Source organism: Mesorhizobium caraganae (assembly GCF_016836705.1).
Taxonomy (GTDB): domain Bacteria; phylum Pseudomonadota; class Alphaproteobacteria; order Rhizobiales; family Rhizobiaceae; genus Mesorhizobium; species Mesorhizobium caraganae.
This window is the reverse complement of record NZ_JAFCGY010000001.1, coordinates 82204-94090: the sequence shown is the minus strand read 5'-3', so window position 1 is coordinate 94090 and position 11887 is coordinate 82204. Positions and strand designations below refer to the sequence as shown.

Here is an 11887-nt window from a genome sequence, read left to right as displayed (position 1 = left end):
TAAGTCTGTGATTTAAATTCATTCGTAGGCGCCAGGCGAGGCCGAATCGCGGCATTCTACGGCACTGCTACAAGTGCAAGCCGGTACTTCCAGCACAAGGATCGATGCGGCATGAGCGTGATGGTCAAGGAAAACCCTATTAGCGAAAAGGACATGGTCGCCCAGGCCGAGACGGCGCTGGCCGATATTTCCAGGGTTCGCGACGGTGTCGGCCGCGTCATCTTCGGCCAGGAAGCGGTGGTCGAACGCACGCTGGTGGCGCTGCTCGCCGGTGGCCATGCGCTGCTGGTCGGCGTTCCAGGCCTTGCCAAGACCAAGCTGGTCGAGACGCTCGGCGTCGTGCTCGGCCTCGATTCGCGCCGCATCCAGTTTACTCCCGACCTGATGCCGTCCGACATTCTCGGCTCCGAAGTGATGGAGCAGGACGAGGCTGGCAAGCGCTCCTTCCGCTTCATCTCCGGCCCGATCTTCGCGCAATTGCTGATGGCCGACGAAATCAACCGCGCCTCACCGCGCACCCAGTCGGCGCTGCTGCAGGCCATGCAGGAATATCACGTCACCATCGCCGGCGTTCGCCACGACCTGCCCGCACCCTTCCATGTGCTGGCGACGCAGAACCCGCTGGAGCAGGAAGGCACCTATCCGCTGCCCGAAGCGCAGCTCGATCGCTTCCTGATGCAGGTCGACATCCTCTATCCCGAGATCGAGGCGGAGCGTCGCATCCTCTTGGAAACCACCGGCATCGAGGATGCAAAGGCGCAGAACGTCCTGCAGCCGGTGCGGCTGAAGGAGATCCAGACGCTGATCCGCCGCATGCCGGTGCCGGAAAGCGTCGTCGACGCCATCCTCAAGCTGGTGCGCTCGGCGCGCCCCGGCCAGGGCAATACCGAGACCGACAAGCACGTCGCCTGGGGTCCGGGCCCGCGCGCCAGTCAGGCGCTGACGCTCTGCGCCCGCGCCCGAGCGCTTTATGACGGACGGCTGGCGCCTTCGGTCGACGACATCCGCGCGCTGGCCGAGCCGGTGCTGCAGCATCGCATGGCGCTGACCTTTGCCGCCCGCGCCGAGGGCACGACCGTGCGTGACGTGGTGGCGAAACTGGCCAAAGGCATCTGATGGCTCGTATCGGCGAAGTCCAGACATCGGCAGCGACGCGCGACGCGCTCGCCAGGGGCCGGTTGCGGGCTTCGCTGGTGCCGGACCTGCTGGTAGAAGCGCGCCGGATCGTCAACACTGTGATTGCCGGCTGGCATGGCCGCCGCAAGCGCGGCATCGGCGAGAATTTCTGGCAGTTCCGCCCCTATGTCGAAGGCGATTCCTCGCGCATCGACTGGCGCCGTTCGGCCCGCGACGATCATACCTATGTGCGCGACCGCGAATGGGAGGCCGCCCATACAGTATGGCTGTGGGCCGACCCTTCGCCTTCCATGCTCTACAAATCGACCGGCGCCAGCGTGTCGAAGGAATCGCGCGCGCTGGTGCTGGCGCTGGCCATGGCCGAACTGTTGTCGCGCAGCGGCGAGCGCATCGCCTGGCCCGGTCTGACCGATCCGTTCACCGCCCGCAACGGCGCCGAGCGCATCGCAGCGCAGTTGATGCACGCCGCCGATCCGCCGGCAAAGCCTGACCTGTCCAGCATCCGCCGCTTCTGCGACATCGTCATCGTCAGCGATTTCCTCGATCCGGTCGAGGAGACCATGGCCTGGCTCGACGTGCTGGCCCGCCATGGCGTGCGTGCGCATCTGATCGAGGTCGCCGATCCGGCCGAGGAGACCTTTCCCTATGCCGGCCGCACTGAATTCACCGATCCCGAGACCGGCGACAAGCTGACCGCTGGTCGCGCGGAAATGCTCGGCGATGAATATCGCCTGCTCTACACCGCCCGCCGCCAGGAGCTGGCCGGCTGGTGCAAGCGCCTCGGCTGGAGCTATACGGTCAACCACACCGATCGCCTCGCCTCCGAGGCACTGGTGCGCATCCATATGGCGATGACCGCCGATGGCGCGTTCGCCGGAAGGGCCAGCGCATGAGCTGGCTGCCGCTCTCCTTTGGTGCTCCCATGGTCTTGTGGGGCTTGCTGGCGCTGCCGGTGATCTGGTGGCTGCTCAGGCTGACGCCGCCCAAGCCGCAGACCGAGGTGTTCCCGCCGCTGAAGATCCTCGCCCGCGTGCTGAAGCGCGAGGAGACGCCGCAGCAGAGCCCGTGGTGGCTGACGCTGCTTCGGCTGCTGATGGCGGCCCTGATCGTTGCGGCATTGGCCGAACCCGTCTTCAACCCGCGCGAAAAACTGCCGGCAGAGGGGGCAGCCCTGGCGCTGGTCATCGACAATGACTGGGCAAGTGCCGCCGACTGGGGCAAACGCGTCGCCACCGCGCAGCGGCTGATCGCCGATGCCGGCTCGAATGGCGTGCCGGTCGTCATCGCCTTCACCGCCGAAAAGCCGAATGCCGAGATCGGCCCCTTCGACGCCGCAACCGCTCTCGACCGGCTGCGCGCGGCAAAACCGCGGCCGATCCCGACTGACCGTCCTGCCGTCTATGCCCGTGTTGCCGGCGTGCTGGAGACCTTGCCCGGCGCCAGCGTTGCCGTTCTCGCCGACGGCCTTGCCGCAAAAGGCGACGAGGCCGCCTTCAACACGCTGCTGTCGAAAAATGCCGCCCGTGTTGTCTGGGCCAGTTCCGACCGGCTGGCGCTGACCGGCCTCACCGGCGCCGAGAACCAGGTCGACGGCTTTGCACTGACCGCCATTCGCGCACCCGGCGATCCAGCGCCGGCGCAGGTCACCGCCGGCGCCTTCGATGACAAGGGCCGCCGCATCGCCGATGCGGCGCTGACTTTCGCGCCCGGCGAAACTACCGCCACCGGCACGATGGCGGTGCCGTTCGAACTGCGCAACGACTTCGCCTCGATCGCCCTTGATGGCGAGCGCCAGGCAGGTGCGGTGCGCGTGCTCGACGAAAGTTCGAAGCGCCGCCGCGTCGGATTGTTGTCGCAGGCCGAGGCCGACCAGGCGCAGCCACTTCTGTCGCCGCTCTACTACATCAGGCGCGCGCTGCAGCCCTTCGCCGACCTGGTCGAACCGTCGAGCGCCGACCTTGCCGATGCCATCCCGCAACTCCTCGACCAGAAGCCGGCGATGATCGTCATGGCCGATATCGGCACCATTCCGCCACAAGTCCGTCAGCGGCTGGTCGACTGGGTCGACAATGGCGGCACGTTGGTGCGCTTCGCCGGGTCGCGGCTGGCCGCCGCAGGCAATGACGACGATCTTCTGCCGGTCAGGCTGCGCACCGGCGAACGCTCGCTCGGCGGCTCCCTGTCATGGACGACGCCGCAGCCGGTGACCGAATTCCCGAAGAACGGCCCCTTTGCCGACCTCGCGCCGCCGGCCGAAGTCACGGTGAGCCGGCAGGTCCTGGCCGAGCCGACGCCCGATATCGTCGAGCGCACCTGGGCAACGCTTGCCGACGGCACGCCGCTGGTGACCGGGCTGAAAAAGGGCAAGGGCACGCTCGTCCTGTTCCATGTCACCCCGGAAGCGACATGGTCGACGCTGCCGATCTCCGGCAGCTTCGTCGAAATGCTGCGGCGTATCGTTCAGCTGTCGCGCAACCAGGGCGCCGCAGTCGCGAACGCCGAAGCCGCCGCCACCTCGCTGGCTCCTTATCGCATGATCGCGGCCGACGGCGCGCTGGTGCCGCCGACGCCGGACGCGCGGCCGCTGGTGCCCGTCGCCGGCCCGCTGCCTGTGACGTTCGAGAACCCGCCCGGTCTCTACGGCTCCGAAACCGGCGTCTTCGCCCATAATCTGCTCGATCCGGCCACCGTCTTCGCGCCGCTGGTCCGTCCGCAATTCACGGTGCCGGTGACCAATATCCAGTATGCTTTCGATGAATCGCGCGACCTCAAGGGTCCGCTGGTGACCGCAGCACTTGTGCTGATGCTGCTCGACACGCTGGCGGTGTTCTGGATGGGCGGGCTGTTGCCACGCCGGCCGCGCCGCGCCCGCACGGCTGCGGCAACGACGGCTGCGCTGCTGCTCGGCCTCGGCATGTTGTTTGGCCATGCCGACCTCGCCCGTGCCGACGATGCCAAACCGGGCGACGCCGCGGCCATCGAGGACATTGCCAAGACCCGCATCGCCTATGTGCTGACTGGCGTGCCAGGCGACGATTCGATCAGCCGCGCCGGGCTCGAAGGCCTGACCCGCTTCCTGATCGAGAAGACCGCGCTTGAGCCGGGCGCGCCGGCGGGCGTCGACATTTCGAAAGACGAGCTATCCTTCTATCCGCTGATCTATTGGCCGATCGACCCTTCCGCGCCGATGCCGAGCGAGGCCGCGATCGCCCGCATCGACGCATATATGCAGCAGGGTGGCACGGTGCTGTTCGACACCCGCGATCAGTTTGCCAACGGCATAGGTGCGGATTCGGCGAGCCCGGCGACGGAACGATTGCGCGACATCCTCGGCAATCTCAACGTGCCGCCGCTGGAGCCGGTGCCTGCCGACCATGTGCTCACCAAATCCTTCTTCATCCTGCCCGAATTTCCCGGCCGCTTCGCCGGCAGCCCGCTCTGGGTGGAAGCCTCGCTCGACGCCAGCAATGCCGAGAACCGGCCGGTGCGCGTCGGCGACGGCGTCTCGCCGATCCTGATCACCGCCAATGATTTTGCCGGCGCCTGGGCCGTCGACGAGAATGGCGACCCGCTTTTGCCGACCGTGCCGTCTGATCCGATGCAGCGCATCTATGCGCTGCGCGCCGGCGTCAACATCATGATGTACATGCTGACCGGCAATTACAAATCCGATCAGGTGCACGTGCCCATCCTGCTCGAACGGCTGGGGCAGTAAGATCATGAACTGGTCGATCTCCTTCGAACCGCTGCTGACCTGGCCGCTGCTGGCCATGGTGCTGGTGCCTTTGCTGCTGCTCGCGGCTGTCGGCCTGTGGTTTCGCCAGCGCGGCGCGATCTTCCGCTTCGCCGCGCTGATTGCGCTGGGCGCCGCCTTGCTCAACCCGGTCTTCCTCGACGAGGAGCGCGAGGCGTTGAAAAGCGTCGTTGCCGTCATCGTCGACCGCAGCCAGAGCCAGGACATCGGCGACCGGACCAAGCAGACCGACGAAGCGCTGGCAGGGTTGCAGCAGCGCCTTGCCCGCTTCAAGCAGTTCGACGTGCGCGTCGTCGAGGCCGGCAAGTCCGAAGCCGCCGAAGAGCGCACCGAGACCAAGCTTTTCGCAGCCCTCGAAGGCGCTTTCCGCGACGTGCCGCCATCGCGCATAGGCGGTGCCATCATGATCACCGATGGCGAGGTGCATGACGCGCCGCCCGCCGCCCCCGACTTCAACGCGCCGCTGCACGCGCTGATCACCGGCAATGAGCACGAAAAGGACCGCCGCATCCGCTTCGAGAACGCGCCGCGCTTCGGTCTCGTCGGCAAGCCGCTCGACATGACCTACCGGGTCATCGCCAGCGATGGCGAAACCGGCCCGGTCGATGTCCGCGTCTCGGTCAATGGCGAGCAGGTCGCGGTCGAAGAGGCCACCATTGGCCAGGCCATGCCGCTGCAGGTGACCATCCCCAGCGCCGGCCGCAACATTGTCGAACTCTCCATCGACCGCGAGCCGGGCGAACTGACCGACGCCAACAACCGCGCCATCGCGCTGATCGACGGCATTCGCGAAAACCTGCGCGTGCTTTTGGTTTCCGGCGAGCCGCATGCCGGCGAGCGCACCTGGCGCAACCTGTTGAAATCCGACGCTTCGGTCGATCTCGTTCACTTCACCATTTTGCGGCCGCCGGAAAAGCAGGACGGCACGCCGATCAACGAATTGTCGCTGATCGCCTTCCCAACGCGCGAATTGTTCGTCGAGAAGATCAAGGATTTCGATCTCATCATCTTCGACCGCTACCAGCACCGCGATGTGCTGCCTATCCTCTATTACGACTACATCTCCGAATATGTCGAAAAGGGCGGTGCGCTTTTGATTGCCGCCGGGCCGGAATATGCCGGCGACGCCTCGATTGCCCGCACCCCGCTGATGTCGTCATTGCCGGCGATGCCGACAGGCGAAGTCATCGACAAGGCCTTCTATCCGCGCCTCACCGATCTCGGCCAGCGCCATCCGGTGACGCGCGGCCTCGACGGTTCGGCGAGCGAGCCGCCGCACTGGAGCCGCTGGTTCCGCACCATCGGCGTGCAGAATCCCGAAGGCGAAGTGGTGATGAAGGGCGCCGACAACCGTCCCCTGCTTTTGCTCGACCACAAGGGCGAAGGCCGCGTCGGCATGCTTCTGTCCGATCAGGGCTGGCTATGGGCGCGCGGCTTCGAGGGCGGCGGCCCGCATGTCCAGCTCTACCGCCGCATCGCCCACTGGCTGATGAAGGAGCCTGAGCTCGAGGAAGAGCGGCTGACCGCCGACGGCCGCGGCATGGTGCTGGAAATCCGCCGCCAGACGATGAGCGACGACCCCGGCCCGGCCCAGGTGATAACCCCCTCAGGCAAGGCGCTGATCGTCAAGCTGGAAAAATCCGAGCCCGGCGTGTTCCTCGGCAGCATCGAGACCAAGGAGATCGGCCTCTACCAGATCGGCAATGGCGACCTGACCGCACTTGCCCATGTCGGCCCGGTCAACGCGCCGGAATTCTCCGACGTCATCTCCACCGAAGACCGGCTGAAGGCGCCGGCCGAAGCCACAGGCGGCAGCGTTCGCCGGCTGGCGGCGTCCTCGACCCTTGGCCAACTCTCCGGTAGTGTCGCCCTGCCCTCCATCGTCCCGGTCCGCGCCTCGGGCGCGGCCTCGGGTGCCGACTGGATCGGCCTGCGCACCACCGACGACAGCGTGCTCAAAGCCGTCTCGCGCGTGCCCCTGTTCGGCGGCTTCCTCGGCCTCGGCCTGCTGCTGCTGGCGATGGGCGCGATGTGGTACAGAGAGGGACGGTAGCTTCCTTCTCCCCGTCCCTATACGGGGAGAAAGAGGCTGTCACGGATGGCTTCGTCAACCGCCCATGAGCCCTATTCTTCGGGCTCCGTCGTAAATAGCAGCGGATAGCCCTTGGCCTTGCCGGCATCGGTGGCTCGGGTCGCCTTGGTCTCGGCCACGTCCCTGGTGAACACGGCGACGACGCAGACGCCTCGCTGGTGGGCGGTGATCATCACCCGGCGCGCCTGGTCTTCGCTGAGCTTAAACTCGCCCTTCAACACCGTCACCACGAATTCGCGCGGCGTGAAATCGTCATTGATGAGGATGACCTTGTAGAGCTTAGGCCGCTCGGTCTGCGGCTTGGTCTTGGTGCGGGGTTTGGAGACAATCTCAGGCATCGGAAACCGGCATTGCGCGAGGGTCGCTCTCACTTTGTCATGGGGGAAAGCAGTCGTCCATTTTGATCGGCGCGCGAAACCGGCTTCCCGGGAGTGCTGCCATTCACAAATTTAGGAACTGTCCGGTACGGTTCAACGGCCCTGGCGGTCGACGGTGCGACGAGCGTGGAATGGCCCTGCTGAGGCGGACCTGGCCGCATCTACCTTGCGCTTCATCCAGGCGACAGCAAGCCAGCCGGCAAAGCAGGCCAGCGCGCCGCCGGTGAGCAGCGTAAGCAGCAGGCTCTGCCATGGCGTTATGTATTGCCAGTTGCTGGAGATGGCCGGCGCGAACAGCGACGGCTCGGTGCGCCCGCTCACCGGATCGGGCACCGGGCTGGCGGTAAACTGGATCAGCACCCTGACCACAGCCGAGGCGACAAGGCCGCCAATGGCCGTCGAGCGCAGAATGGATGAAAGCCGCTTCTTCATGCTGGCTGTCCTATCGGACCGGCATTGCAAACGGGTTAAAGTCCTGGGTGGCCGGCACCCATCAACGGGATAATCATGCTTGTCAGATACGACAAGGCCGCTCCAGCCGGGGGGTGCTGGAGCGGCCTTGTTACAGACAACCCTATTGGGTTGGTCTGGATCAGGCCTTCGGAGCGTCCTTCTTGACGACCTTCTTGGCCTTCTTGTGCTTCTTGACGGGCTTCTTGGCGACGACCTTCTTCACCGGGGGCTTGGCGGTCGTGGTCGCCGGAGCGGTCGTCGAGGCAGCCGGAGCAGCGGTCGTGGTGGCAGCGGCATTGCCCAGAGCCGGCATCGCGAAAGCGAGAGCGACGGCGAGACCGGTGGCGGAGAGGATGGACTTTTTCATGGCTTCATTTCCTTCTTTGTGCGGGTCGGTTTGAGTGTCACTGAACCGGGTCGATCGGTGTCACTCCAAGCAGCTTCAAAGCGTTCGCGAGCATCCGGATACCCTGTGCCTGTTTCTTGTTGGCGCAGAACCGGTTTCCCTTTCTTTGCAGTGCTTTCGCCGCGGTGACCTGCGTTGCCGCGGCATGGGTTTCGAGGGCTTCGTCTACCTGGCGATTGAGATCGATGCAGCGCTCGCTCCTTGTGATCGGCGTCACCTTTGCGCTGGAGGCTGCGACCGCGGCCGTGACGAGCGAAATGCTGAACAGCGCACCCATCAAGCTGATCGTGAACCTGTGCATTGGTAATGTCCGTTACTCCGGAGACTAGCGTCGCAGCCGATGACCTGACCGCCACGGCACCCTTTATGCCTTTGATTTTTTTCGGAAGTTTTTCCGGACTATAGAATTTTGTTTCTGGATTGTTTCTGGCAAATCGGCTCTGCAGGCGATCATCGCCGCTGGCCAACATGTGGCCAGAATTCTATCGTGTGGGTGACGTCGCCAAAGCAGACTCAAGGGCGGCCACCGACTGGCCCGCCAACAATGACAGGATCGCCGTGAAATCCGATGCGCACATACTGATCGTCGACGACGACAAGGGCATTCGCGACCTGCTTCAGGAATTCTTCCAGAAGCGCGGCCTGCGCACCACGGTTGCCGCCGACGGCATCGAGATGGAGGACATACTGCGCCGCACGCAGGTCGACCTGATCGTTCTCGATGTGATGCTGCCGGGAAAGAGCGGGCTGGAGCTCTGCCGCGACCTGCGCGCCAGCTATTCGACACCGATCATCATGCTGACTGCGGTCACCGAGACCACCGACCGCGTCGTCGGCCTCGAAATGGGCGCAGACGATTATGTGCCCAAACCCTTCGATCCGCGCGAGCTTCTGGCCCGTATCCGCGCTGTGCTCAGGCGCAATGGCGCTGCCGAACCGAAGCGCGCCAGCACCAAGCAGATCTACCATTTCGCCGGCTGGACGATGGACTGTTCGCGCCGAAGGCTGATGGCGCCGGGCGACGTCAGGGTCGAGCTGACCATGGCGGAGTTCAACCTGCTGCAGACCTTCGTCAAGAGCGCACAGCGCGTGCTCACCCGAGACCAGCTCATCGAGCTTTCCGGCGGCGACAGCGACTATTCCTTCGACCGCAGCATCGACATTCTGGTCAGCCGTCTCAGGCGCAAGATGGAAGACGATCCCAAGACGCCGAAACTGATTCTGACGGTGCGCAGCGGCGGCTACCAGTTCCTGCCCGAGACCACCTCCGAATGAGACGCCTGTTGCCGCAAACCCTGCCGGTCTGGGTTTTGCTCATCGTCATTGCCGGCCTGCTGATCAGCCAGGTTGCCACCCTCTATATCGTCTCGCGCGACCGCGCCGTCGCCAATGACGAGGTCGATCTCTACCGGCTCAACGACCGCGCGTATTCGCTGGTACAGTTGATGCATGACGACACGCCCGATCAGCGCAAGCTGACGGCGTCCGGCCTGTTCAACGCCACTTATGCATTGACCGTTTCGGACACGCCCGCGGTCACCTCGTCGATCGCCGGCGACGACGAACTGGCCGAGCTCGAGGACATACTGGTCGGACGGCTGTCGAAATTCGGCATCACCGACGCACGCGTCCGGCGCGATCCTGCATCGCAGGCGGCCAACACGCCTGGCGGCGTGGTGCTCACCAAGGATGTCGGTGCGGTGGAGCGCGACCTCCTGGGACTGGCGGCGAGCTTCGCCCAGAGTGACAAGCTGACGGCATCGGTCCGCTTCGCCGACGGCCAATGGCTGAATTTCACCGAGCCCAACACGCCGGTCGGGCCGATATTGAGCTTCGACAGCCTGCCGCTCTATTCGCTGATCGCAGCCCTGGTGGTGATCATGTCGATCTGGTCACTGCGCCGGCTGACGGCGCCCTATCGGATGATGGAAACGGCAGTAAATCGGATCGGTACGGATCTGAAAAGCCCGCCGATCGCCGAGACCGGCAGCCGCGAGATCCGCGCCGCGGCGAAAGCCGTCAACGCCATGCAGGTCCGGCTGCGCGACTATGTCGAGGACCGCGAACACCTTGCCGCTGCGCTCGCACACGACCTGCGCACGCCGCTGACCCGCATGCGGCTGCGCCTCGAACTCCTGCGCAAATCGACGGCGCGCGAGGCGCTGGCCCACGACCTCGCCGACATCGAGAGCATTGCCAGCTCCGTCATCGACTTCGCTACCTTCGAAGTCACCGAGGAGAAGAGCGAGCGGATCGATTTCTGGTCGCTGGTGGAATCGATCGCCGACGGTTTCGAAGACGTCTCGTTCGACCATGACGGCGCCAGGCCGCGTGGCATGGTCTGCATGGCGCGGCCGGTGGCGCTCAAACGCTGCGTCAACAACCTCGTCCAGAATGCCGTGACCTACGGCAAGAAGGCTCATCTCAGCCTGCGCCAGTCGGACGGCACGATCACGCTGGTCATCCGCGACGAGGGACCGGGCATCCCGCAGGCGCAGCTCGACCAGGTGTTTGGTTCCTTCGTGCGGCTGGAGCAGTCGCGCAATCGCCAGACCGGCGGCCTTGGCCTCGGCCTGACCATTGCCCGCAACATTGCGCGTGCCGCCGGCGGCGAGGTCCATCTGTCCAACCATCCCGGCGGCGGCCTGCTGACGGAACTCAGCCTGCCACTGGCGGCATAAGGCAGCAGACTACCGTCTCGATGGGCACCGGGGCTGGATCGGCCAACCCAACCTTGCAATAGTGCGGCCGCTCGAACAGGAGGAGATCGCCGCATGTTTTACGCCATCCTGGCCTATCACGTCGAACAGACCATCCAGTCCCTGACGCCGCAGCAGGATGCGGCGCTGATGCACGACCTGCTCGAGGTCAATGCCAGGCTGACCCGTGAGGGCAAGCTTGGGCCGGCGGCAAGGCTGGGCGCGACCGCCGACGCCGTCACGCTGCGCGGTCCCGGAGAAGGCACCGTCATCGACGGTCCATTCGCCGAGACCAAGGAGCAATTGCTGGGTCTGTATGTGCTCGACTGCGCCACCCAGGATGAAGCCATCGCGGCGGCGCGTGACCTGAGGCGCGTGAACCCTTCGGCAGTCTACGAAATCCGCCCGATCCTGCTCTATCTGCCTGGCGCCCGGCTTGCCGCCGGCGAGGGATGAGAAGAGCCTGCAAGGCAACTGCGCCCGGCGATGCGGCCGCGAGCTGCGACATCGGCGGGAGCTTCATCGGCTGGATAGCCGAAGTCCTTCAGTTCCGATATCGACAGGCCGGCCAAAGCCCTGCGTTGCATGGCGTCCTGATACCGGCGCCGAAGCCCGGCGATGACGGTCGTGACATGGGCGGCGAGCGAGTCGGCAAAACGTGAAGTCGGCTGGAAGGTCCTGAGGCCGATGTAGGTCACTGTCATTCTCCCTGTTTCGAACTCACGAGGGCAATGTCCCATCGGCTCGCTTTGCCAATGTTCATCCAGGCGTGAAACGGCAGAAAAAACTGCGGATGGAAGCGCTAAATCGTCGTTAAGTCGACAGCGGGACGTGATATTCTGCCGGGGGCTGTTTCACGGGGGTCGGGGTGCATATCCGATTGCTTGGGGACATCGAGGTTGTCTCTGGAGGCGGGGAACCTCTGCATTTCGCGACGCGCAAGACGTCGCTGCTCTTTGCTGCGCTCGT

The 11887-nt window shown here is 65.0% G+C and carries 12 protein-coding genes; 7 read left to right on the top strand and 5 right to left on the bottom strand.

From position 1 onward, the window contains the following. Positions 1–111 precede the first annotated feature (111 nt). From JQK88_RS00445 to JQK88_RS00430, 4 genes are read left to right on the top strand one after another with little or no spacing between them, the layout of a single operon-like run. On the top strand, positions 112–1116 hold the full coding sequence (locus tag JQK88_RS00445; RefSeq protein WP_192258830.1) for an AAA family ATPase: 1005 nt from the start codon (positions 112–114) through the stop codon (positions 1114–1116). Beyond that, entirely contained in the window at positions 1116–2030 is a 915-nt protein-coding gene (locus tag JQK88_RS00440) for a DUF58 domain-containing protein (RefSeq protein ID WP_192258829.1), read from the top strand. Before JQK88_RS00445 ends, JQK88_RS00440 begins: the two co-directional genes overlap by 1 nt. Then, entirely contained in the window at positions 2027–4852 is a 2826-nt protein-coding gene (locus tag JQK88_RS00435) for a DUF4159 domain-containing protein (RefSeq protein ID WP_203277155.1), read from the top strand. The genes JQK88_RS00440 and JQK88_RS00435 overlap by 4 nt, the downstream gene beginning before the upstream one ends. A gap of 4 nt (positions 4853–4856) precedes the next feature. Then, positions 4857–6944 (top strand): hypothetical protein, encoded by a 2088-nt coding sequence (locus JQK88_RS00430; RefSeq protein WP_192258827.1) that lies wholly within the window; start codon positions 4857–4859, stop codon positions 6942–6944. A 71-nt stretch (positions 6945–7015) separates the two neighbouring features. Here the strand turns inward: JQK88_RS00430 and clpS are convergent, their stop codons facing one another. From clpS to JQK88_RS00410, 4 genes are all read right to left on the bottom strand, one after another. Next, positions 7016–7321, bottom strand: a complete 306-nt coding sequence (gene clpS / locus JQK88_RS00425) for an ATP-dependent Clp protease adapter ClpS (protein WP_112561106.1) — start codon at positions 7319–7321, stop codon at positions 7016–7018. A 132-nt stretch (positions 7322–7453) separates the two neighbouring features. Continuing rightward, positions 7454–7792, bottom strand: coding sequence for a hypothetical protein (locus JQK88_RS00420; RefSeq protein WP_203277154.1), 339 nt, complete (start codon positions 7790–7792; stop codon positions 7454–7456). Positions 7793–7952: 160 nt separating this feature from the next. After that, entirely contained in the window at positions 7953–8180 is a 228-nt protein-coding gene (locus JQK88_RS00415) for a hypothetical protein (RefSeq protein WP_112561108.1), read from the bottom strand. Positions 8181–8217: 37 nt separating this feature from the next. Beyond that, on the bottom strand, positions 8218–8520 hold the full coding sequence (locus JQK88_RS00410; RefSeq protein WP_112561109.1) for a hypothetical protein: 303 nt from the start codon (positions 8518–8520) through the stop codon (positions 8218–8220). A 257-nt stretch (positions 8521–8777) separates the two neighbouring features. On the opposite strand from JQK88_RS00410, the gene JQK88_RS00405 reads away from it, so the two are divergent. The 3 genes from JQK88_RS00405 to JQK88_RS00395 all read left to right on the top strand — a co-directional run bounded on the left by JQK88_RS00405 (position 8778) and on the right by JQK88_RS00395 (position 11374). Continuing rightward, positions 8778–9494: a response regulator gene (locus tag JQK88_RS00405; RefSeq protein ID WP_112561185.1), complete on the top strand. Its 717-nt coding sequence runs from the start codon at positions 8778–8780 to the stop codon at positions 9492–9494. Beyond that, a complete protein-coding gene (locus JQK88_RS00400) occupies positions 9491–10900 on the top strand; it encodes an ATP-binding protein (RefSeq protein WP_203277153.1) in 1410 nt (469 codons plus the stop codon). Before JQK88_RS00405 ends, JQK88_RS00400 begins: the two co-directional genes overlap by 4 nt. A gap of 93 nt (positions 10901–10993) precedes the next feature. Beyond that, on the top strand, positions 10994–11374 hold the full coding sequence (locus tag JQK88_RS00395; protein ID WP_192258824.1) for a YciI family protein: 381 nt from the start codon (positions 10994–10996) through the stop codon (positions 11372–11374). On the opposite strand, the gene JQK88_RS00390 is transcribed toward JQK88_RS00395, so the two are convergent. Beyond that, on the bottom strand, positions 11335–11616 hold the full coding sequence (locus JQK88_RS00390) for a hypothetical protein (protein WP_192258823.1): 282 nt from the start codon (positions 11614–11616) through the stop codon (positions 11335–11337). The genes JQK88_RS00395 and JQK88_RS00390 overlap by 40 nt on opposite strands. Between the last annotated feature and the right edge of the window lie 271 nt (positions 11617–11887).

Bases quoted from the DNA above. Each gene is read 5' to 3' on its own strand.
- JQK88_RS00445 (WP_192258830.1), top strand. From the start codon at position 112: ATGAGCGTGATGGTCAAGGAAAACCCTATTAGCGAAAAGGACATGGTC.
- JQK88_RS00440 (WP_192258829.1), top strand. From the start codon at position 1,116: ATGGCTCGTATCGGCGAAGTCCAGACATCGGCAGCGACGCGCGACGCG.
- JQK88_RS00435 (WP_203277155.1), top strand. From the start codon at position 2,027: ATGAGCTGGCTGCCGCTCTCCTTTGGTGCTCCCATGGTCTTGTGGGGC.
- JQK88_RS00430 (WP_192258827.1), top strand. From the start codon at position 4,857: ATGAACTGGTCGATCTCCTTCGAACCGCTGCTGACCTGGCCGCTGCTG.
- clpS (WP_112561106.1), bottom strand. From the start codon at position 7,321: ATGCCTGAGATTGTCTCCAAACCCCGCACCAAGACCAAGCCGCAGACC.
- JQK88_RS00420 (WP_203277154.1), bottom strand. From the start codon at position 7,792: ATGAAGAAGCGGCTTTCATCCATTCTGCGCTCGACGGCCATTGGCGGC.
- JQK88_RS00415 (WP_112561108.1), bottom strand. From the start codon at position 8,180: ATGAAAAAGTCCATCCTCTCCGCCACCGGTCTCGCCGTCGCTCTCGCT.
- JQK88_RS00410 (WP_112561109.1), bottom strand. From the start codon at position 8,520: ATGCACAGGTTCACGATCAGCTTGATGGGTGCGCTGTTCAGCATTTCG.
- JQK88_RS00400 (WP_203277153.1), top strand. From the start codon at position 9,491: ATGAGACGCCTGTTGCCGCAAACCCTGCCGGTCTGGGTTTTGCTCATC.
- JQK88_RS00395 (WP_192258824.1), top strand. From the start codon at position 10,994: ATGTTTTACGCCATCCTGGCCTATCACGTCGAACAGACCATCCAGTCC.